This is a genomic window from Salmonella sp. 2020_1459, from assembly GCF_043847915.1.
Taxonomy (GTDB): domain Bacteria; phylum Pseudomonadota; class Gammaproteobacteria; order Enterobacterales; family Enterobacteriaceae; genus Salmonella; species Salmonella enterica.
In genome coordinates this window covers 399,779-421,175 of sequence record NZ_JBCMFA010000001.1, presented here as the reverse complement: position 1 = coordinate 421,175, position 21,397 = coordinate 399,779, and the positions used below count along the sequence as shown (strand labels likewise).

25 protein-coding genes are annotated in these 21,397 nt (G+C 50.5%); 8 read left to right on the top strand and 17 right to left on the bottom strand.

What is annotated here, in order from left to right; all coding sequences use genetic code 11:
- Window positions 1-20 precede the first annotated feature (20 nt).
- The gene (locus ACH0VJ_RS02140) at window positions 21-548 is read right to left on the bottom strand and encodes a 2-oxo-tetronate isomerase (protein WP_001235357.1); all 528 of its coding nucleotides are present in this window, start codon (window positions 546-548) and stop codon (window positions 21-23) included.
- A gap of 382 nt (window positions 549-930) precedes the next feature.
- On the opposite strand from ACH0VJ_RS02140, the gene ACH0VJ_RS02135 reads away from it, so the two are divergent.
- Window positions 931-1,323: a YdeI family stress tolerance OB fold protein gene (locus ACH0VJ_RS02135; protein WP_000776348.1), complete on the top strand. Its 393-nt coding sequence runs from the start codon at window positions 931-933 to the stop codon at window positions 1,321-1,323.
- A 347-nt stretch (window positions 1,324-1,670) separates the two neighbouring features.
- Here ACH0VJ_RS02135 and mgtS read toward each other — a convergent pair whose 3' ends face one another.
- Window positions 1,671-1,766 (bottom strand): protein MgtS, encoded by a 96-nt coding sequence (gene mgtS, locus ACH0VJ_RS02130; protein ID WP_000901531.1) that lies wholly within the window; start codon window positions 1,764-1,766, stop codon window positions 1,671-1,673.
- Window positions 1,767-2,013: 247 nt separating this feature from the next.
- Complete coding sequence (gene ydeE / locus ACH0VJ_RS02125; RefSeq protein WP_001068043.1) at window positions 2,014-3,201, bottom strand: efflux MFS transporter YdeE; 1,188 nt, start codon at window positions 3,199-3,201, stop codon at window positions 2,014-2,016.
- A 227-nt stretch (window positions 3,202-3,428) separates the two neighbouring features.
- Between ydeE and eamA the strand changes: the two genes are divergently transcribed.
- Window positions 3,429-4,331, top strand: a complete 903-nt coding sequence (gene eamA, locus ACH0VJ_RS02120) for an O-acetylserine/cysteine exporter (protein ID WP_000987750.1) — start codon at window positions 3,429-3,431, stop codon at window positions 4,329-4,331.
- Window positions 4,332-4,449: 118 nt separating this feature from the next.
- Here eamA and marB read toward each other — a convergent pair whose 3' ends face one another.
- From marB to marR, 3 genes are read right to left on the bottom strand one after another with little or no spacing between them, the layout of a single operon-like run.
- Entirely contained in the window at window positions 4,450-4,665 is a 216-nt protein-coding gene (gene marB, locus ACH0VJ_RS02115) for a multiple antibiotic resistance protein MarB (protein ID WP_000783049.1), read from the bottom strand.
- Between the two features lie 28 nt (window positions 4,666-4,693).
- Entirely contained in the window at window positions 4,694-5,077 is a 384-nt protein-coding gene (gene marA, locus ACH0VJ_RS02110) for an MDR efflux pump AcrAB transcriptional activator MarA (RefSeq protein ID WP_000091194.1), read from the bottom strand.
- A gap of 19 nt (window positions 5,078-5,096) precedes the next feature.
- Window positions 5,097-5,531 (bottom strand): multiple antibiotic resistance transcriptional regulator MarR, encoded by a 435-nt coding sequence (marR, locus tag ACH0VJ_RS02105; RefSeq protein ID WP_000843434.1) that lies wholly within the window; start codon window positions 5,529-5,531, stop codon window positions 5,097-5,099.
- 258 nt (window positions 5,532-5,789) lie between these two features.
- Here marR and ACH0VJ_RS02100 point away from each other — a divergent pair, with 258 nt between their 5' ends.
- The gene (locus ACH0VJ_RS02100) at window positions 5,790-6,455 is read left to right on the top strand and encodes a MarC family NAAT transporter (protein ID WP_000968968.1); all 666 of its coding nucleotides are present in this window, start codon (window positions 5,790-5,792) and stop codon (window positions 6,453-6,455) included.
- Window positions 6,456-6,501: 46 nt separating this feature from the next.
- Here ACH0VJ_RS02100 and ACH0VJ_RS02095 read toward each other — a convergent pair whose 3' ends face one another.
- Both ACH0VJ_RS02095 and ACH0VJ_RS02090 read right to left on the bottom strand, forming a co-directional pair.
- On the bottom strand, window positions 6,502-7,692 hold the full coding sequence (locus tag ACH0VJ_RS02095) for a sugar transporter (RefSeq protein WP_079833525.1): 1,191 nt from the start codon (window positions 7,690-7,692) through the stop codon (window positions 6,502-6,504).
- Between the two features lie 115 nt (window positions 7,693-7,807).
- Complete coding sequence (locus tag ACH0VJ_RS02090; RefSeq protein WP_000366537.1) at window positions 7,808-8,680, bottom strand: LysR family transcriptional regulator; 873 nt, start codon at window positions 8,678-8,680, stop codon at window positions 7,808-7,810.
- A gap of 102 nt (window positions 8,681-8,782) precedes the next feature.
- Between ACH0VJ_RS02090 and sad the strand changes: the two genes are divergently transcribed.
- The 4 genes from sad to ACH0VJ_RS02070 all read left to right on the top strand — a co-directional run bounded on the left by sad (window position 8,783) and on the right by ACH0VJ_RS02070 (window position 12,699).
- On the top strand, window positions 8,783-10,171 hold the full coding sequence (sad, locus tag ACH0VJ_RS02085) for a succinate-semialdehyde dehydrogenase (protein ID WP_000178412.1): 1,389 nt from the start codon (window positions 8,783-8,785) through the stop codon (window positions 10,169-10,171).
- Between the two features lie 72 nt (window positions 10,172-10,243).
- Window positions 10,244-11,170: a glutaminase B gene (gene glsB, locus ACH0VJ_RS02080; RefSeq protein ID WP_000090080.1), complete on the top strand. Its 927-nt coding sequence runs from the start codon at window positions 10,244-10,246 to the stop codon at window positions 11,168-11,170.
- Entirely contained in the window at window positions 11,170-11,529 is a 360-nt protein-coding gene (locus tag ACH0VJ_RS02075; protein ID WP_000992449.1) for a DUF4186 domain-containing protein, read from the top strand. Before glsB ends, ACH0VJ_RS02075 begins: the two co-directional genes overlap by 1 nt.
- Window positions 11,530-11,784: 255 nt before the next feature.
- Window positions 11,785-12,699 carry a bestrophin family protein gene (locus ACH0VJ_RS02070; protein WP_023196380.1) on the top strand — a complete coding sequence of 305 codons (915 nt, stop codon included), beginning with the start codon at window positions 11,785-11,787 and terminating at the stop codon, window positions 12,697-12,699.
- A gap of 55 nt (window positions 12,700-12,754) precedes the next feature.
- On the opposite strand, the gene ACH0VJ_RS02065 is transcribed toward ACH0VJ_RS02070, so the two are convergent.
- A complete protein-coding gene (locus ACH0VJ_RS02065; protein ID WP_000513124.1) occupies window positions 12,755-13,297 on the bottom strand; it encodes a DUF4440 domain-containing protein in 543 nt (180 codons plus the stop codon).
- A gap of 716 nt (window positions 13,298-14,013) precedes the next feature.
- Between ACH0VJ_RS02065 and ompC the strand changes: the two genes are divergently transcribed.
- Window positions 14,014-15,132 (top strand): porin OmpC, encoded by a 1,119-nt coding sequence (ompC, locus tag ACH0VJ_RS02060; protein WP_000758335.1) that lies wholly within the window; start codon window positions 14,014-14,016, stop codon window positions 15,130-15,132.
- A 140-nt stretch (window positions 15,133-15,272) separates the two neighbouring features.
- On the opposite strand, the gene hypA is transcribed toward ompC, so the two are convergent.
- The 8 genes from hypA to ACH0VJ_RS02020 are packed head-to-tail and all read right to left on the bottom strand — an operon-like array spanning window position 15,273 to window position 21,397.
- Entirely contained in the window at window positions 15,273-15,614 is a 342-nt protein-coding gene (gene hypA, locus ACH0VJ_RS02055; protein ID WP_000544772.1) for a hydrogenase maturation nickel metallochaperone HypA, read from the bottom strand.
- A gap of 12 nt (window positions 15,615-15,626) precedes the next feature.
- Window positions 15,627-16,514 (bottom strand): ATP/GTP-binding protein, encoded by an 888-nt coding sequence (locus tag ACH0VJ_RS02050; RefSeq protein ID WP_001189401.1) that lies wholly within the window; start codon window positions 16,512-16,514, stop codon window positions 15,627-15,629.
- Window positions 16,502-17,563, bottom strand: coding sequence for a hydrogenase expression/formation C-terminal domain-containing protein (locus ACH0VJ_RS02045; protein ID WP_001109926.1), 1,062 nt, complete (start codon window positions 17,561-17,563; stop codon window positions 16,502-16,504). The genes ACH0VJ_RS02050 and ACH0VJ_RS02045 overlap by 13 nt, the downstream gene beginning before the upstream one ends.
- Before the next feature lie 17 nt (window positions 17,564-17,580).
- Window positions 17,581-17,991 carry a hydrogenase gene (locus tag ACH0VJ_RS02040; RefSeq protein ID WP_000155985.1) on the bottom strand — a complete coding sequence of 137 codons (411 nt, stop codon included), beginning with the start codon at window positions 17,989-17,991 and terminating at the stop codon, window positions 17,581-17,583.
- On the bottom strand, window positions 17,988-18,287 hold the full coding sequence (gene hypC / locus ACH0VJ_RS02035) for a HypC/HybG/HupF family hydrogenase formation chaperone (protein ID WP_000334904.1): 300 nt from the start codon (window positions 18,285-18,287) through the stop codon (window positions 17,988-17,990). The genes ACH0VJ_RS02040 and hypC overlap by 4 nt, the downstream gene beginning before the upstream one ends.
- Window positions 18,287-18,895, bottom strand: a complete 609-nt coding sequence (gene hybD, locus ACH0VJ_RS02030) for a HyaD/HybD family hydrogenase maturation endopeptidase (protein ID WP_000852664.1) — start codon at window positions 18,893-18,895, stop codon at window positions 18,287-18,289. The genes hypC and hybD overlap by 1 nt, the downstream gene beginning before the upstream one ends.
- Window positions 18,896-18,900: 5 nt before the next feature.
- Window positions 18,901-19,644: a Ni/Fe-hydrogenase, b-type cytochrome subunit gene (cybH, locus tag ACH0VJ_RS02025; protein ID WP_000924456.1), complete on the bottom strand. Its 744-nt coding sequence runs from the start codon at window positions 19,642-19,644 to the stop codon at window positions 18,901-18,903.
- The gene (locus tag ACH0VJ_RS02020) at window positions 19,595-21,397 is read right to left on the bottom strand and encodes a nickel-dependent hydrogenase large subunit (protein WP_000331200.1); all 1,803 of its coding nucleotides are present in this window, start codon (window positions 21,395-21,397) and stop codon (window positions 19,595-19,597) included. The genes cybH and ACH0VJ_RS02020 overlap by 50 nt, the downstream gene beginning before the upstream one ends.

Below are 21,397 nucleotides of genomic sequence, written 5' to 3'. Positions count from 1 at the left end.
CGGTCAGATGAAATTATTGTTTATGCTTTCTTCGTTAACAGAAAAAGCAATTCAGCGAGGGCGAAGCGTACGCATTTTTCCAATACTTCCTGACAATCTCCGTTGAAATGTTGTCGGCTTGTAAAAGTTGTATTGTTAATATTCCAGGCAAACCAAACGGTGCCCGCCGGCGTGCCATCTTCGCCGCCTTCCGGACCGCCATAGCCGCTGATCGCTATGCTGATATTGACCTCAGCCTGATCCTTAGCGCCCTGTGCCATTTCAGTAACGACCGCTTCGCTGACGGCGGTATGTTCGGCAAGACTGTGGCGTTGTACGCGTAAGATTTTTGCTTTGGCTTCATCAGTAAAGGTGACATAACCCACACCGTAAAATGAGGGCGTATCTTCTGCTGCGCACAATGCTGAAGCCAGTTTCCCGCCAGTGCAGGATTCTGCAGTGGTCAGACGGAGTTTCTGGTTAACCAGTAAATCACCAAGTTTTTTTGTCAGGCTATCGACGGATTCGGCTTCATCAAGGGTGACAATATCGTGCTGTTCTAATCTCATCGTTTATTTTTCCGTTACAGAGACAAATGAAATATGTTCGTTCTTCTCAAGTATGGCATATTTATTTTATGACATTGTCAGTGAATGATTGTTTTCCTGCGGCGATGACTGTCATTGATTATGCGTAAGGCCATTATCCTCAAAAAATAAAGCCGATTATTCTGAATTGCTATCCAGATGTTGATGCATATGACTTCAGCTATGTGGCAAGTTCTCTATTACGCCGTTACGCTTTTGCGCTCACCGGCGCTGATATCGGTTGCATATTAATCCGGATGGGTTGATTTTATTGCTTAATATTCTGCGGGTAAATTCATGTTTGTAAAAACTAAAAATAGCGGCCAGACTTAATACGTCAAATAGACGTTATTAAGGAGAGAGCATGAAACTACAGGTGGCTGCATTTCTAAGTTTTCTGATAATGCCTTACGCGCTAGCGGATGATCAAGGGGGATTAAAAAAAGACGTGGCACCGCCGCCGCCTCATGCTATTGAGGATGGTTATCGCGGTACGGATGATGCAGAAAAAATGACCATCGAACAGGCAAAAACTCTGCATGATGGCGCGACCGTTTCGCTGCGCGGCAACCTTATTGATCATAAAGGCGACGATCGCTATGTATTTCGTGATAAATCCGGCGAGATTAACGTGATAATTCCTTCCGCCGTATTTGATGGGCGGGAAGTTCAGCCGGATCAAATGATCAACATTAACGGTAGTCTGGACAAGAAAGCGAAGGAACCGCTTGTTCGCGTGAACCGACTGCAAAAATAACGCGCGCTAACCGGCAATCTCCAGGTCAGCCATACGGGGCATGCGGCTGGCCTGATACCATGGGTCTTGTAAAAGCGCCTGGGGGACAAAAGGTCCCATAATGTCTTATTCAGGTCTGGGTGCGTATCGTTTAAGCTTCATTGATATTGACGGTGCTACAGTCGTTAGCGATCCGTTATCCTCGCAAGAATTTGCCCGGTAGCGTATAAGCAAAACACAAATCTATCCATGCAAGCATTTACCGCTGGTGAACCGGCGGTTTTTTTTTGCCTGCCATCCAGACAAAAGCGGCCCCTTGCGCAACGATGCAGCAAGGGGCCGGCTCTGCGAGGGATTATCTCCGTTCATTAATCATCCCATTTGTGACTGAACCAGGCGGCCAGAAATCCGGAAAATAAAATAATTCCTAATACAACGATAAAAAGGTTAATACTGCCTAACATCTCGTTTCTCCTTATTTTAGCGTGCATCCTCTTTTTTAAAAAACCTCGTACAGACTATAGTACTAATTTATACTTAAGCAAAGTCTGAATTGCGTATTTATTTTACTGGAAGGGTAAAACATTAGAATATTTTCGTCAGCGCCCAGGAATATTCCTGAATTACCGCAGTGACAGCAGATAATTAGCCTGCAATATATAGGGTTAACCCGGTGCGCCAGAAACGGCGCACATCACTGGCTGCAGATAATTAGCAGGTGATAGCCTGTTGCGTAGGGGTAATCCGCATTCCTTTTAACATCAGTGCCCAGGCGAACACAATGGCGATTATCAGGACAACGAAAAGCGACCAGGCGGGAAGCGTCGTCAGGATGACGCCGCTGGCCAGCGGGTTTACTGCCGCACCCAGCCAGCCCAGCGATTGCGCTGAAAAATAGCTGGCTTTCATCCCGGCAGGCGCAATGTTGTCAATTAACATATATTCGCCGGGGGCATAAATAATTTCGCCAATCGTGAATACTGCCGCTGAAAGCCCCCAAAAAAACAGATTGTCGCCTGAAAAAATAAATCCGATGAGCCCGGCGATAAAAAAGACGGTGCCGGTCGTCATCATTGGTCGAATATTGACGGCGGTAAGTCGACGGCCCACGGCGTATTGCAAACTGACCACAATAACCGCATTAACCGGCAGGACGACGGCTACCACTTTTTCCGCGAAGCCGCTATCGGCAACGACCATAACGTACTGTGAAATACAGGACGCAAAGGCGCCCCCCACAAAGGAGGCCAGAAATGCCGAAAGCGTAAACCACAATAATGCTTTGTCGCGCAGCAGAACGGAGGGAGACCAGATAGCGGCATTTTTCCCCTCGCTGGCGGCAACCGAACGTGTCACCCATACCTGAATAAAGACCAGCGGAAATGCGGAGCAGATAGCGGCAAGCCAGAAGGGTAAATTGATGCTTTGCATCACCAGCAGCGTGCCGAGCGGCGGGCCAACCGTCCAGCCGATATTGAGTACGGTATAATTGAGCGAAAAAATCCGTGTTTTTGTTGTCGCGGTGAGGTTATCGGCGAACCAGGCCTTCAGGACGGTAGAAAAAACCGAATAGGCGCAGTTAATAAGCGCAAAAAGCAGGACAACCAGTACGACATTGTGCACCATTGGGATGGCGATAAATCCGCAGGCGAAGGCGATAATCGCGAGTAACATGTAGCGCTTTTTATCAAACTTGTCCGCCAGAATCCCAAAGCCAAGACTAAAGACGACGCCGATCGTTAACGCGCTGGTCAGCGCGTAGCCAATCAGATCCACGCCTAAACCGTACTGACGGTTAAGATAGATGGTCATAAAGGGGAGCGTGGCGCCGCGTCCAATTGTCAATAACAGCGATGCGGCGAGTAGAGCCAACGTCGAACGTCTCAATCCTGGATTCATTTTTCCTGCCTGAAATGGAGGTTACGTATCGGGACGTTTTAATCTACCGTGCCCGCAAAAGCATGATGTCTGTACGCTATAGCGTAGTCTTAACATACCATAACGCAGGATTTTGCCCATCGTGTGTTGTTCAATGCCATGCTCACGGTAAAAAGAAAAGTCCTGTTATGGCGCACTGATTTCCGATAACTTACCTTTTTACAAAATTTTAATAATGACAGGGGCCGATGATGTCGCGTAAAGACGGTTTTTTGGCGTTACTGGTGGTTGTCGTATGGGGGCTCAATTTTGTTGTCATCAAAGTAGGCCTGCACCATATGCCGCCATTATTGCTGGCAGGATTACGGTTTTTACTGGTGGCGTTTCCGGCAATTTTCTTTGTCGCCCGGCCTAAAGTCCCGCTTACGCTGTTGCTGGGCTATGGGCTGACGATAAGCTTTGGGCAGTTCGCCTTTCTCTTTTGCGCGATAAAGTTTGGTATGCCCGCAGGACTGGCGTCGTTGGTATTACAGGCGCAGGCCTTTTTTACCATGGCATTGGGGGCGTTTGTTTTTAGCGAGCGGTTACAACGTAAGCAGTTGGCGGGGATTGCCCTGGCGATTATAGGTGTACTGGTATTGATTGAAGCCAGTCTCAACGGACAGCATATAGCGATGTCGGGATTTATGCTGACTCTGGCGGCGGCATTTAGCTGGGCCTGCGGCAATATCTTTAATAAAAAAATTATGCAACATAGCCCGCGCCCGGCGGTGATGTCGCTGGTGGTCTGGAGCGCGCTGATCCCGATCCTGCCGTTCCTGCTGTCATCGCTGCTACTGGAGGGGGCGGATCACATTACGCAAAGCCTTATTACCATTGATATGACGACGATATTGTCGCTGCTGTATCTGGCTTTTGTCGCCACTATACTTGGCTACGGCATCTGGGGCGCGTTACTGGGACGTTATGAGACCTGGCGCGTAGCGCCGTTATCATTGCTGGTGCCGGTAGTCGGGCTGGCGAGCGCCGCGGTGTTACTCGGGGAAACGTTGACCGGGATGCAACTTGCGGGCGCAGTACTGATTATGGCTGGACTCTATATCAATGTGTTTGGATTTCGTGTGCGCCGTACTGCGCGTGTCAGGGGATGAGGCATTATGTTACTAAGAAGACAAACGCTAATTTCAGACCATGCCGCGGGGTAATAGCGGCGGACTTGTCATAGCCAGACGGTACTAAAAAAATGCCCCGCAAAACGGGGCAAAGAGGTTAAAGGTGTTGGTCGTTATAATAGGGCACGCCTAATTCATCTGACTTATCGCTGTTCACGCTCACGGGGTGAAGGTCATTTGGCGGATCGCCTACACAGGGCAGCAGCATCACATCGCGGCTATTTTGCGCCACAGGTAACAAAGTTTGTTCTGCAATGCCATATCCGGAGGCGATAAGTAACAGACCCGGCAGGGCGGGAAACAGCATTTTCATGGTGCTCTTCGCGTGGCGCATAAACAAACTAGTAGTTGCCATGGTTCAGCGGCAGCATATACCGTGATTCGCCATGCATATTGGTGATCCGGTATTTGTGTGGCGGCACATCAAAGTAGTTTTTGAACGTCCGGGTCAATGTTTGCTGTGACTCAAAGCCATAGCGTTCCGCCAGATAGAGAATGGGCTCGTTGCTCTCTTTTAATTTTTGCGCGATTTCCGTCATTTTACGGCTGCGGATGTATTGGCCTAATGAATGACCGGTCTCTTTTTTAAACATCCGTTGCAGGTGCCATTTGGAATATCCTGAACGCTCAGACACTTTTTCCAGTGAGAGCGGCGACTCCAGGTTATCCTCGATCCAGTCCAAAATGCTATGAATAGTAATAGCGTCAGTGTTGCGTCTGGACATCGTCATACCTCTTTTTTGTCTACGGCAGAATTTTCTTGAGCAAATACTCAAGCGTTGCCACTTCGTCCGCCGTTAAGTTTTTTGTTAATTCCTGATGCAGGTCTTGCCCTGGTCGTTGATGACATTGCTCACAAATTGCCGCGCCGTCCGGCGTTAGCTTCACCAGTACGCCGCGTTTGTCATTAGGATTCGGCAGTCTTTCGATCCAGCCTTTGCACAGCAGGCGGTCGAGCATTCGCGTCAATGCGCCGAGATCGACAGACAGCACTTTTTTAAGTTCAACCGGGGTAATACATCCCGCGCAGCGTATCGAGCACAGCACTTTAAACTGTGTTGCGGTGATATCCAGCGGAGATAAATAGTTATTTAACAGGCGATCTTTTTTTTGATTTACCATGTAGATCAAGCGACCCAGCGGAATGATTTCATTGAACAGATCACTGGTGCTTTTCAAAATGGTTGCCCCGGCAAGTAATTAATTTCGTCAGATACTATTGCCCAGGAAAGTATAAGTCAACTAAATGAATTGGCCGATGCCACGATTTGCTAAAAGGCGTCCGGGGTATTGTGCTGTGATAACTTGTAACTAATTGATAATTACAGGTTATAGGTTGTAGAGGATATTAACTTGCACACTGGCGAAATGGCGCGCCTGGGCAATTTCACTTTATACTTCCGGTTCATGAAACGCTGATGGGTAAGAGATAGTATTATGATGGATTTGTTTAAAGCGATTGGATTGGGGCTGGTCGTACTGCTCCCGTTAGCCAATCCGCTAACCACCGTGGCGCTGTTTCTTGGCCTTGCGGGCAATATGAATAGTGCGGAACGCAACCGGCAGTCCTATATGGCTTCGGTTTATGTCTTCGCTATTATGATGGTGGCGTACTACGCCGGGCAGTTAGTCATGAACACCTTCGGTATTTCGATTCCAGGGCTACGGATCGCCGGGGGGTTAATCGTGGCGTTTATCGGCTTCAGAATGCTTTTTCCGCAGCAGAAGGCGCATGAGTCGCCGGAAGCGAAAAGCAAATCGGAGGAGCTGGCAGACGAACCGACGGCCAATATTGCGTTTGTTCCACTGGCTATGCCAAGCACCGCAGGACCGGGGACCATCGCAATGATCATCAGTTCCGCTTCCACGGTGCGTCATGGCGGCGAGTTTCCCGACTGGGTCATTATGGTCGCGCCGCCGATTATTTTTCTTGCCGTGGCGGTGATCCTGTGGGGATGCTTACGCAGTTCTGGCGCTATTATGCGGCTGGTGGGTAAAGGGGGGATTGAAGCGATCTCCCGCTTAATGGGATTCCTGCTGGTGTGTATGGGCGTGCAATTTATTATCAACGGCGTGTTGGAAATTATTAAAACGTACCACTAAGGCGCATTGTCGTCTGCCGGAAACCTGTTCCCGGCAGACGAATGTCTTAATGCGGTTGTTCTTCCAGCGTCACTGGCCATTTGCGGAATATGAGCACAGCCCATACCAGCGCGGCACAGGCGGGTATGGCGCCAATATAGCCGATGGCCGACATTGACCAGTGCAAACTCACCTGATTGCCTACCAGCGCGCCAGCGCCAATACCAATATTAAAGATGCCTGAAAATAGCGCCATTGCGACATCGGTCGCGTCCGGGGCCAGCGACAGTACTTTTACCTGCATACCGAGCCCTATCACCATAATCGCGATGCCCCAGAAAATGCTCAGTATGGCCAGATGCGCTTCGCTATCCGCCGCAGGCAGCAGCAGAAGCAGACAGACAACCAGCAGGGCAATAGCGATACTGACGAGCGACGAGGCATGACGATTACCCAGTTTACCAAACACAAGGCTGCCGATGATCCCGGCGCCGCCGAGGATCAGTAACAGGACGGTAGCAAAATTCGCACTGAGCCCGGCGACATTCTGAACGAACGGTTCAATATAGCTATAAGCTGTGTAATGCGCAGTCACCACAACGACGGTTAGTACATAGAGGCTCATTAGCGCCGGGCGCCGGAATAGCAAAGGTAAACTTTTTAGTGAGCCGGAATGCTCGCTCGGCAATTTCGGTAGAAGCTTAATCAGACATAGCAGCGTAATTAATGCGCCCATGCCGATGGCAAAAAAGGTGGTGCGCCAGCCAAAATACTGACCAACAACGCGACCTATCGGCAGCCCAAGCACCATGGCCAACGCGGTGCCGGTCGCTATCAGACTTAATGCCTGCGCGCGTTTCCCGGCAGGGGCCAGGCGGATCGCCAGAGAGGCGGTTATCGACCAGAAAATAGCGTGGGCGAAAGCGATGCCAATACGGCTAATGACCAGCACGGTAAAGTTCCATGCCAGAAAGGAGAGCACATGGCTGGCAATAAACAAAACAAACAGACAAATGAGTAGCTTACGGCGCTCCATTTGACTGGTAAGAAGCATAAAAGGCAGCGACATGACGGCAACTACCCAGGCGTAAATGGTTAGCATGATGCCGACCTGCGCGGTTTGCATATGAAAGCTTTCAGCAATGTCTGACAGCAAACCAACTGGCACAAATTCTGTGGTATTGAAAATAAAAGCGGCAATAGCAAGCGTAACTACCCGTAGCCACGCGACCTTGCGGGAAACTGGATTGATTGTCATAAAAATATTTCGGGTTAGTTGCGAGAAGGTGAGGCCGCGATCTTAAAACGTTTACTGGCGAAAAGACAATCATTTTGTGACCTGCTTCTCATTTACTTCGCAGGCCGTTTCGTCTTCAGTCGGCGCTCGCCAGTTGGGCGTTAAGTAACTCGATAAAGGCCTCAAGCTGACGCGTCATCGCCCCGCGCCGCCACATTAGCCATGTGTTAAGCCAGCGCCACTTCTCCGCCAACGGCCAGGCTTCCACCTGATGATGTCCTGGCATACTGTTGAGCATACTTGCTGGCATCAGCGCAATACCTGCGCCGGCAATTACGCACGCCAACATTCCATGATATGACTCCATTTCGTGAATCGTACCGGGGGTCGCGCCATCGGCATGAAACCAGCTTTCGAAATGCCGTCGGTAAGAACAGTTGGCGCGAAAAGCATAGATGTTATAACCATTCACCTCGCTGGCCCGCGAAACGACGGAATGGCCGTGTGGCGCGACGATCATCATCTCTTCCTGGTAAGCCGGTATACCTTCCAGCCCCGGATGCATTAGCGGGCCATCAATAAAGGCGGCGTTCAGCTTTCCTTCGAGCACGCCATCCAGCATGGCGCCGGAAGGACCGGTCGTTAACGCGAACTGAATTTTAGGGTAACGCTGGTTATAACCCGCCAGCAGCGCGGGGATACGTACGGCGGCAGTACTTTCTAACGCGCCGAGTGAAAACAGTCCTTGCGGTTCCTCTCCGGCAACCACCATGCGGGCTTCATCGACCAGCGCCAGGATCTGCTGGCTGTAACGTAAAAAGTTATGCCCGGCTGGTGACAGCCTGAGTCGCTGGTTTTCGCGAATAAACAGAGAGACGCCCAGGTCGGCTTCAAGCTGGCGGATACGCGTGGTCAGGTTGGACGGAACGCGGTGTACTTTTGCCGCCGCCTGCGTAATGCTGCCCGTCAGAGCGACAGCGTTAAACATTTCCAGTTGCGTCAGGTCCATGGTTTTCTCAATTCGTGAATAGTCTGGTTAATATTATTCATTTTTCAGAAAGGGTAAAGGGCGTCATGATGGTACAACTCCCCTGATAACGAGAGAAAGAACATGACCATGATGACTGCAACACAGGCGTTATCCGTTAATCCTGCGACCGGCCAGACGCTGGCGGCAATGCCCTGGGCTAACGCGCAAGAGATTGAACATGCGCTGAGTCTGGCGGCGAGCGGTTTCAAAAAGTGGAAAATGACATCAGTAGCGCAACGGGCGCAAACATTACGCGATATTGGTCAGGCGCTTCGCGCTCATGCAGAAGAGATGGCGCAATGTATTACGCGTGAAATGGGTAAACCCATAAAGCAGGCGCGTGCGGAAGTGACGAAATCCGCCGCGTTATGCGACTGGTATGCGGAACATGGCCCGGCAATGCTGAATCCTGAGCCTACGCTGGTAGAAAATCAGCAGGCGGTGATTGAATACCGTCCGCTGGGCGTCATTCTGGCGATAATGCCGTGGAATTTTCCTTTATGGCAGGTGTTACGCGGGGCAGTGCCGATACTGTTGGCGGGGAATAGCTACTTGTTAAAACATGCGCCCAATGTCACGGGTTGCGCGCAGATGATAGCCCGAATCTTGACGGAAGCCGGTACTCCCGCTGGCGTCTATGGATGGGTGAACGCCAATAATGAGGGCGTGAGTCAGATGATTAACGATCCGCGAATCGCGGCGGTGACGGTGACCGGTAGCGTGCGCGCCGGCGCGGCGATTGGCGCTCAGGCTGGGGCGGCGCTGAAAAAGTGCGTACTGGAACTGGGGGGCTCGGATCCGTTTATTGTACTCAATGATGCCGATCTCGAGCTGGCGGTAAAAGCTGCGGTTGCAGGACGCTATCAAAACACCGGACAAGTCTGCGCCGCCGCCAAACGTTTCATTGTCGAAGAGGGCATTGCGCAGGCGTTTACCGATCGCTTTGTAGCGGCTGCCGCAGCATTAAAGATGGGTGATCCTCTGGTTGAAGAGAATGACCTGGGGCCGATGGCGCGCTTTGATCTGCGTGATGAACTCCATCAACAGGTGCAGGCTTCCGTCGCCGAAGGCGCACGGCTACTGTTGGGCGGCGAGAAAATCGCCGGGGAGGGCAACTATTATGCCGCGACCGTTCTGGCGGATGTCACACCTGACATGACGGCATTTCGTCAGGAACTTTTTGGGCCTGTTGCCGCCATTACCGTTGCAAAAGATGCGGCGCACGCCCTCGTGCTGGCGAATGACAGTGAGTTTGGCCTGTCGGCGACGATCTTTACCGCCGACGATACGCTGGCCGCGGAGATGGCGGCGCGTCTTGAGTGCGGTGGGGTATTCATTAATGGGTACAGCGCCAGCGATGCGCGTGTGGCATTCGGCGGGGTGAAGAAAAGCGGCTTCGGTCGCGAGCTTTCGCACTTTGGTTTACACGAATTTTGTAATGTGCAGACCGTCTGGAAGAACCGCGTCTAATCGCCCTGACGTCGCGTGGCGCCCTCTGCTATACTCGCAGGCCTTTTCAGACCTGCGAGCAAGGAGCATGTTGTGGCCAGGGCCATGGATAATGCAATTTTAGAGACGATTTTACAGCGCGTTCGCCCCCTCATTGGCCAGGGCAAAGTCGCTGACTATATTCCGGCATTAGCGTCCGTCGAGGGTTCAAAGCTGGGGATAGCGATTTGTACCGTGGACGGGCAGCATTATCAGGCGGGCGATGCGCACGAACGCTTCTCTATTCAGTCTATTTCGAAAGTGCTTAGTCTGGTGGTGGCGATGCGTCATTATCCGGAAGAGGAGATCTGGCTGCGCGTCGGAAAAGATCCTTCCGGCTCGCCGTTCAATTCGTTGGTTCAGTTAGAGATGGAACAAGGCATCCCGCGTAATCCATTTATTAATGCGGGCGCGCTGGTGGTATGCGACATGTTGCAAGGGCGGCTTAGCGCGCCGCGTCAGCGGATGCTGGAAGTTGTGCGCGCGCTTTGCGGCGTATCGGATATTACGTATGACGCTACGGTCGCGCGCTCTGAATTTGAGCATTCCGCCCGTAACGCCGCGATTGCCTGGCTGATGAAATCATTCGGTAATTTTCATCATGATGTGCCTACCGTGTTGCAAAATTACTTCCACTACTGTGCGTTGAAAATGAGCTGCATGGAACTGGCGAGGACGTTTGTCTTTCTGGCGAATCAGGGCGAGGCGTTTCATCTCGACGAGCCGGTAGTTACCCCCATGCAGGCCCGGCAGATTAATGCGCTAATGGCGACCAGCGGTATGTATCAGAATGCCGGAGAGTTTGCCTGGCGGGTGGGATTGCCCGCTAAATCCGGCGTGGGCGGCGGTATTGTCGCCATTGTGCCGCATGAAATGGCGATTGCCGTCTGGAGTCCGGAGCTGGATCCTGCGGGAAACTCTCTGGCAGGTATCGCCGCGCTTGAGCAATTAACACAAACGTTAGGACGTTCGGTATACTGATGAATGCGCTTGAACCGCTCTTTGCCCGCCTGGCGCGATCGACATTTCGTTCGCGTTTTCGTCTCGGGATAAAAGAAAGACAATATTGCTGGGATAAAGGCGCGGAGGTAATTGATAAACACGCCGCCGATTTTATCGCCCAGCGACTGGCGCCAGCTCACCCGGCGAATGATGGTAAGCAAACGCCGATGCGGGGCCATCCGGTATTTATCGCGCAACATGCGACGGCAACCTGCTGTCGCGGGTGCCTGGCGAAGTGGCACCAGATACCTCAGGGAGAACCGCTGAGCGAAGCGCAGCAACAGTATATTGTCAGCGTTATCCATTACTGGCTGGTCATACAAATGAATCAGCGGTAGAGCAGCGCGTCGTTGCTGACGCTTTCCCCGATAAATCACCCTATACCACTGATAGCAGCCGTTGACCGTCATATATCTCATGTGCTGAAGTGTCTTTTTAGTTACAACATACATTTGGTTGTTTTTTTTCAACGCCCGTCAGCACCGTGCAAAAAAATGTTCTACAGGGCAGGGGATCTGTGTATCACCAGAAGCTTGCAACCTTGATCTGGATCACGTTTAATGACAGTGCTTTTTTACCTGCTGAAGATAATCATGATCGTTAGACCACAACAGCACTGGATTCGCCTGATATTTGTCTGGCATGGTTCCGTGTTATCTAAAATCTTTTCACGACTGCTCCTTAACTTTCTTCTTTCTATCGCCGTTATTATCATGCTGCCCTGGTACACAATGCTGGGTATTAAGTTTACCCTTGCGCCGTTTAGCATACTGGGCGTCGCTATCGCCATTTTTCTTGGGTTTCGCAATAATGCCTGTTATGCGCGTTACGTCGAAGCGCGACATTTGTGGGGGCAGTTGATGATCGCTTCACGCTCAATACTGCGTGAGGTGAAAACAACCTTACCTGATGAACGCGGTATCGAGGATTTTATTCGGTTACAAATCGCTTTTGCCCACTGTTTGCGTATGACATTGCGTCGACAGCCTCAAACGCAAGTTCTGGGAAACTATCTTGACCAGGGCGCGTTACAGAAAGTTGTCGCTTCCCATTCGCCCGCTAATCGTATCTTATTGCTGATGGGAGAGTGGCTGGCGATTCGCCGCCGCAGCGGAAAGCTTTCCGATATTTTATTTCATAGCCTCAACAACCGTTTAAATGATATGTCGTCAGTGTTGGCCGGCTGTGAACGCATCGCCAACACGCCGGTGCCTTTTGCCTATACGTTAATTTTGCATCGTACGGTTTATCTTTTCTGCATTATGTTGCCATTTGCACTGGTGGTTGATCTGCACTATATGACGCCGTTTATTTCGGTGCTTATTTCTTATACGTTTATCGCGCTGGATGCGTTAGCGGAAGAGTTGGAGGATCCGTTCGGTACTGAAAATAATGATTTACCGCTGGATGCGATATGCAATGCGATAGAAATCGATTTACTGCAAATGAATGATGAAAGGGATATTCCGGCAAAACGGATACCGGATAAGCACTATCAACTGACCTGAGTTTGTCTTAACTGGCGCAGAATGTTCATCTGCGCCATAACCTGAAGAGCAAAGCTTAATAGCCTTCTCCAACGCCGGTTTTGGCTGGACCGGAGTAGTGGACATGAACGATTCGCCATCCTGTGTTTGGTATCTTCGCCCACACTTGGCTTTCGCGGCCTGTCGTGTGTTGAGTCTGCCCATTATCACGGCGTACCGCGGTAAAATGCCAGTCGAACTCTGCAACGGCGGCATTGCCATACACATGAATAGCAGGGGGAGCGTCCAGTTTTAATGTGCGTTTGCTGAAGGTTTTACCCATAGTGGCGCCATAAAAATTTTCAGCGATCTGCGACCATCCGCGTTCGTGACCGCGTGGATGAATAAAACTGGTTTCCGGTGAAACATAAAAGAGCTGCTTGCCTAACGTTGGGTCTGCCTTATCTATTGAATAAAGGTAGCGGTTAATACCTTCTGTAATTTTTTGTTTAACGGTCGACGTAGCTTCATTTTGTGCGGCGGTTGGCGTTGCCGCTGATGCCGATGACGCCATCAGAGTTAACGTTATCGCGGCGGCAGAAAACAATAGTGACGTTTTTTGCATAATAGTTATACCCATATGGTCTGTTTTTGAGACGCTTTATCTTTCCTGTTACGTTCACTTTTATACTAAAGGAGCATGGCTCACGAACAATAAAAAACATCCTTCTATAAAACTACCCCGAAAAGGGAGTAGTGCAATTAAGAATATCGTATTTGTTTGTAACGACATGACTCAAAATATCAACATTTAGAGTTTCAGTATTGTTGTTGTCCATTGACTTACTTTTATGTTTATTACCGCTGGTAAATAGTTAATCTTATGAATAGTGATATGCAAATGACCGTTTGCGCTATGTGATAATTAACCATAGTAAAAATACACGAAGCGAAGAAGTGCTATTTCAGTAGTACTGATATTTTCATAACGCTAATTTAGAAATAAATGTAAACGTAACAAATTATACACAAAAATAAGAAGGACTGTGGCCTCAACTGACTTGATTATGATTCCGTCTTAACGAATGTCAGCCGAGTGTTCAGTGCCATTCTCGCCCTGGCATCCCCGACCGTAAGCCAGTTCTCTACTGGTAACCCCCTTGTTATTACAGCAGAAAACAGGGCATATCATTGATGTAGTCATGCTTAACTTGCATTTTAACATCACTAATACATAGCAAGCTAATATTACACTTTGAAACTTAACGCACGGTAATTGTTAGTGATATTGTCCTGGACAGTTCCGCGAGCAGGTTTTGCGGAAAGTCCAAAAATAAGACAAATAAGGCATATAAAATGAAAAAAGTAGTGGTGTTATCTGCGGTAGCCGCAGCCGTAATGATGGCTGGAGCCGCCAACGCAGCAGAAATCTATAACAAGGATGGCAATAAGCTGGATTTGTATGGCAAGGTCGACGGCCTGCATTATTTTTCCAGTAATCATAGTACGGATGGCGATCAATCTTATATCCGTATGGGTATTAAAGGCGAGACTCAAATTACCGATCAACTAACCGGTTTTGGACAGTGGGAGTATCAGGTCAACGCCAATCGTCCGGAAGATGGTGACTCCAGCGGTTCCCCGCAAAGCTGGACGCGTCTCGGTTTTGCTGGTTTGGCATTTGCCGATATGGGGTCTGTTGATTATGGTCGTAACTATGGCGTGTTATACGACATTGGTTCATGGACTGACGTACTGCCTGAATTTGGTAATGATTCGTATGAAGCTTCCGATAATTTTATGACCGGACGCGCGAATGGCGTTCTGACTTATCGCAATAATGATTTCTTTGGTCTGGTTGATGGTCTGAATATTGCGTTGCAGTATCAGGGTAAAAATGACGGCCTGTCGAAAGAAGGCGATCCTTTAAGTAATAATGCCAGAAAAAGTATCGCGTACCAGAATGGCGATGGTTTCGGGGCATCAGCGACATATGATTTGGGCATGGGGGTGAGCCTGGGGGCAGCCTATACCAGTTCCAAACGCACGCTTGATCAGATGACGCAAGATAAATACGACAATGGCGACCGCGCTGAAGCCTGGACTGGCGGCGTGAAGTATGATGCCAATAATATTTACCTGGCGGCAAACTATACCCGTACTTATGATATGACCTATATGGGCGATACATTGGGCGGCTTTGCACATAAAACCGATAACTGGGAAATGGTAGGGCAATATCAATTTGATAATGGCTTACGCCCGTCACTGGCATTCCTGCAATCCAGAGCCAATGATGTTGATGGACTGGGTTCGTTCGACCTTGTGAAATATATTGATGTGGGTTCCTATTACTACTTCAATAAAAATATGTCCGCGTATGTTGACTACAAAATCAATCTGCTAAAAGATGGCAACCCATCGAATCCTAATACAGACAACACCGTGGCGCTCGGCTTAGTCTACGAGTTTTGATAAAACTTGCTGATTAAGACAGTTTAGGGATACCCTCCTTTTCCCAAAACTGGGTCACTGCTTAACCTTTATTATTGTTAATTTATTCTTTTATTATTTCAGGACGCTTCTGGCGTCCTTTTTTATTGCCTATTCGTTGACTATTCGACTTCGATCTCGCGAATGCGCATTCTGCTACTGTCATCTATCTGCACTTTGCCTGAATGACAAAAGGGACAACAGAGTGTGGATGTTTGAGAGGTGAAGGGTTGATTACAGGACAGACACCAACCTTGCGCCGGTGCGATAGTAATGTGGAAACGCGCATTGTCAGCAAGGGTATGACGAGCGGCGACGTCCAGGCCAAAATGCAGCGCCGGCACCTCAACACAGGCCATAACGCCAATCTCCAGCCAGACTTGCTTTACCTTGCTGAACTGGTGATTTACTGCCTGTTCCTCCAGCAATTCGATAATATTTTGCGCCAGGGCTAATTCATGCATGGGCCAGCTCCTTCATTCAACAATATTTACGGCGACACAAGGATCAATTACCTGTAACTGTTGCGACCACAATGAGAGTGGAATAGTGGCCAGTTCGCGAGCAATGACGCCGTCAGGTTGGGCGTGACGTGTGGTAGGCGAGATAATACGGTAATCAAGAATATTGCCTGACGTCGTCAGTCTGGCCTGATGAACTAACCATCCTCGCGCGGTTTCCACTACCGCTATTTTCCATTCGCCATCATCAAAACGATTCCAGCGCAGGGTGGGAAGGGCGCTCAAACTTCGGGCGAGCGTAATGCAGCGGGCCAGCAGACGTAGCGCAGTCGTTTTACCGCTAAGACAACAGGCTGACAGCAGCGGATATTCGATAGCCAGAGGCGAGACATCCAGGGGACCATGGGTTATTAACGTATGGTCCGGGGACGATGCCATCGGTAGTGTAGGTGTAATGATATTCTGTACTGCCGCCAGCCAGCGGGCGGTTTCAGAACGCTCTTGCAAAAACCAGGCTTCCCAGCCCTTTACGCCAGCGGCAAGCCAGGTCTGAGGATCATCGTCAAAAAAGATTGTGCTTGCCAGCGGGGATAACTCTCCGCGACGTAACAACGCCCATTCTTCAGCGGTTGCCTGTCGGTGGCTAAACAGGGGGAGCCAGTCTGTCAACGCGCGACGGAGCGTTTCTCGCGCCAGCTCTTGTTGTGCGGCCTGCATATCTGGCTTCTTTTCAGGAAACAACAGTAAAGCCGCCGCCGCGCTGTGCGCCTGAGCGCACAACGTAAACAAACGTGAAATTAGCGTTTTTGCGTATACCGGCGTTGCGCCCTGTAGCAAACGACCGATCGGCGCCTCCTGCCAGATAATCCGTAGCGGGTGAGAATAGACGGTCAATCTTTGCACGAATTATTACCTTCATCGATCACCATAAACCCGGACTTACTGGTTTCGCAAACCGGACAGCACCAGTAATCAGGTAACTGGTTGAAGGGCACGCCGGGTGGAATTTGCCATACATCATCGCCCAGCGCAGGGTCGTAAACCCACCAACATACTTTGCACTCCATGCGCACCACTGGCTCATTTTCTGTGACCGGGTATTCTTTCAACCATTCCAACGTATTTTTTAGCCCCGCGTAGGCATCTTCGATATCGTCGATGCCTGCAACGGCGATATCAGGAATGTCCGCTATCTCAATCATATCTTGCAGTAATGTGTTCATATCATTGAAATAATTGACCCGCCATACGCCGGGAAAATGCGTGCTTACAATCCGGCATTTACCATATCCGCGTGAAAAAATAGCGCTACAGCCTTCGCCTAAAAAATGATCCAGATACTCGCGATCGGCATCGTTTACTGGCAACAGCGTTAAGTTAATGATATGCGGCTCTTTTACCGGCTGTTTTACGCGCTCGGCTATTTCATGCGCGATAAAGGCGCCATTCATCAATCCCGCCGGTTGTGGCGGCAATTCTGGCGTAATCGGCGGCTGCGGATGCGTCTGCCAGATGCTCTCCGGGATCGGGCCAATGATAATTTCATCGGCAACCCGTTGCTGGTCAGCGTTATATTCACGCACACGCCAGACGCCCGTAAAAACCGTCTCCTGAATACGCTGTTCTTTTCCATCGGATAATAGTACCCGGGCGGAGATTTCACCTTCGCCGAGCAGTTGATCCAATAAACCGCTATTCTGTTGCTCAGTGGCATTCAGCTTATAGCTCAGGGGAAAGGGGAGCGTTGCCACTGGGTTATCCATATCGCGAATAAGCGTAGTCAGGATGTGTCTGGCAACACGGAGCTCAGCGGGCAGCGCCTGTTCCGGTAAAACCGGCGTCAGCGGGAGATTAATGCCGGCGGGGATAGGAAGAAAGTTAAAGTCTTCCTCTTCTGGCTGCGAGCCTGGTCCGGCAATATTAACGAGTGGAATAGTTCTGGAATAATTCACGTGTGTTACCTTTCATTCTATTGCGTGATAACGGGAATATCCTGACGATAGCCCGGTGTGGTCAGCAATGCGGCCACCCGCTGAGAGTATTCTTGCCAGCTATATAATCCCGCCAGACTGCCGACAAAACGGTGCTGGCGAAAGAAAAGCAGCGCCGGATATTTCAGAATGCGATACTCCCGGGCGATCAGTTCACTCTGTTCGCTATCCGCAAATGCCGCGGTATAAGACGTCGCCGGAAATTGCTTGAGGATCTCCGGGATGATGACCCAACTGTCGGCGACTTCCGGATGTTTGTTGGGGTCGCTTTGCAGCAAAACCAGCACAGTCGGATGCGCATTAATCAACGACGGGAGCGTTTGCGCATCGGTAACCAGAAAGCCTTTATCCGCCAGTGGACAAACAGGATTTTGGGGTGAGATAGTCATTTTTTTAAATGCTCCGGTAATTCAGGCGTGCGAGACAATAAATCGGCAAAACCGGTCAGCGGATCGCTTTGCGTGAGCATGGCCTGTTCCAGTGAGTCCAGCGCCGCCAGTACCTCAGCGGCTTCCGCTTCGTCCATTTCTCGTCGTGCTGCGCCGCCAAATGTCAGCAGCCATGCGCCTGCTAAGGGGGGAGCCACAAGCCGAATATCAACGTCGATAAGCTCGCCGTGTCGGTCGCGGCATTTGGCGAACCACTGACCGGGTGAAATAACCTGCACAGGAACGCCGATACACATTATGATTTCTCTCTCTGTAGCACCCGAATATCGCCGACCCGGCAAGCGCTTTGCGCATCTGGGCGTTCATCTTCGTAGCGTTCCATACACAGGCTGTAATGATTGAGTCTTTCAGTGGGCAAGGCCGCTGAAGAGGCGGTGATACCCCATTGCGCCAGCACTTCCTGCGCGAGATAGACCGCAGGCATCAGTTGCGCCTTTACCTGCGGCGTAAGACTCCCGCCATAGTCATCCAGACATTCCGGCTGCACGCCAATCAGCACAATCTCCGATAACTGGCCGCCGGTTAATTGCAGCAATGCCAGCACTTCAGAAAAACTGGTCTGATGTAAACTGAGTTTTTTCGCCGTCAGATAGGCGGGAACCTGTTCATCACGAAACATCGCCAGCGAACCTGGCGCCATACCAAAATCGATAGCATCCATGATTAACAGTTTTTCGGTCTGTTGCAGCCAGGGCAGCAGCGCCAGCCCCTGCGTACCGCCATCAACAACGTCAACTTTCTCGTTATCGGCATACTGTTCAAACAGCTTTTCCGCCGCTCTGACGCCGAACCCTTCATCTGCCCAAAGCAGGTTGCCAAGCCCTAAGATTGTTACTTCTGCCATTGTTATCACCTGAACCAGCGCCAGCCGCTTATCATGACGGAAATCACGCTTTGTCGGCTCATAATGTCTTCGCGGATAGCGGTATAAACATGCGCAATGACGAAGGCGATAATGAACCACATGCCCAGCCGGTGCCAGAAATGCAGCGCGAGGCTATCGTTGCCAGTCAGGCGAATCATCCAGCCAAACCATTGATACGCCCAACTGTCTGTTCCAAGTCCTTCGCCATAGAGCGCAAAGCCGCTACACACCATCAGTACGGACATCCAGAAATAGAACATTACCGCCAGTCCCGCTACCGGATTATGTCCATAGTAACGATGGGCCTCTTTTTCGAGGAAAAAATACCAGCGGATTTCGCTGATAACGCCTTTGCGCCAGGCGCGGCGCCAGAACGGAACCAGAAACATCTCCCTGGCGTACTCATTGCCGACACATGCCCAGTAAATACGAAACAGCAGCGCGACAGTAAAAATATACGCCGTGGTAAAATGGATCAGTCGTATCCAGCCCATCCAAAACATAAAGGTCGCTTCACCTTGAATCGATGGCAGGGGGCGGCCAATGAAATATCCTGTAACAGCCAGGACGACAATGGATAACGCCGTGATCCAGTGCCATAAACGGACCGGCGCTTCATAGATATAGTACCCCTGGCTGGTTATTTCTTTGAGATGCATTGAGACCTCCGAATCGTCGTCATCGTACCTGAACCCTGACCAGCTCCCCTCCATGATTATCAATAACATGGGTGGAGCAGGCCAGGCAGGGATCGAAGCTGTGCAGAGTACGTAAAATCTCCAATGGTTGATCGGGAACGGCGAGTTTAGTCCCCATTAACGCCGCTTCGTACGCGCCAATTTGACCTTTATCGTCACGCGGCCCGGCATTCCAGGTTGTCGGTACCACACACTGATAGCTGTCGATTTTCTGATTTTCAATTTTTATCCAGTGGCCCAGCGCGCCGCGCGGCGCCTCGCTGAAACCAACGCCTTTTGCCGATGTAGGCCAGGTATCGGGTTCCCAGAGCGTGACGTTTGCCGTCGCCGTATCGCCGGACTTGAGGTTACGCATCAGACGATCGAAGAAATATTGCAGCGTATTGCCTGCCCATACGGATTCCAGCGCACGCGCGGCAGTACGTCCTAATGTAGAAAAGAGCGCTTCTTTAGGCAGCTTTAATACGCTAAGCAGTTGATCCACGGGTTCTTTAAATTCCGGTTTATTTTGATGATATCCAATCAGATAACGCGCCAGCGGACCTACCTCCATCGCATGTCCCTTCCAGCGCGGCGATTTAATCCATGAATATTTAGCGGACTCATCCACCTGTTCGATAAAGGTTTTTGTGCCTTTATAGTGTTCGCCCATGACCAGTTGCGGTTCGGTCAGACCATCCCACGGATGCAGGCCCTTATCGTTATTGCCGTTACCATAGGTATACCAGGAGTGAGTGACAAACTCCTGAATCTCATCGGGGGCGGTTAAATCGACAGGATGAATTTCGTCGAAACGACCGTTAATGATAGCCCCACGCGGAAGCAGAAGATTACTGGCGGAATAATCGTTAGGGTTATCCGGAAACTCGCCATAAGCCAGCAGGTTCATGCTCGATAACCCGCCGCCGATTTTTGCCCAGTCTTTGTAATAACTGGCAATCAGCAAGACGTCCGGAAGATAAACCTGTTCGCAGAACTGGCGAGCTTTTTGGATGATGGAACTGACAAGGTTCAGGCGTTCCATATTCACTGCGCCGACCGCGCCCGTTTCGTCAAGGTTGATGGCGCAAGGAACGCCGCCCACCAGCCAGTTAGGATGCGGGTTTTTACCACCGAAAACGGTGTGAATTTTTACGATCTCTTTTTGAAAATCGAGCGCTTCAAGATAGTGGGCGACCGCCAGCAAATTGGCTTCCGGCGGAAGTTTCATCGCCGGATGTCCCCAGTAGCCATTACGGAAAGGGCCAAGTTGACCGGACTCGATAAACCGCTTCAGTCGATTTTGCAAATCGCGGAAATATCCCGGCGAGGATAGCGGCCATGCGGAAAGGCTTTGCGCGATGGCGGAGGTCTGATGCGGGTCGGCTTTCAGGGCGGCAACCACATCAACCCAGTCCAGCGCGTGCAGATGATAAAAATGCACCAAGTGATCGTGAACGTGTAGCGTAGCCTGCATCATATTACGGATACAGTTTGCGTTGTCCGGAATCGCGATTCCCAGCGCATTTTCTACGGCACGGATTGAGGTCAGAGCGTGTGTACCGGTGCAGACGCCGCAAATGCGTTCAACAAATGCCCAGGCGTCTCGCGGATCGCGACCTTTCAGGATAACCTCCAGGCCGCGCCACATGGTGCCGGTCGACACGGCGTTAGTAATAACATTATTACTGTCGATATTCACTTCGCAACGCATATGCCCTTCGATGCGAGTAACCGGATCGACCACAATTCGCCGTCCGCTATTGTCCAGCGTAAAACCCTGAGTCTGATAAGGATATGCCAT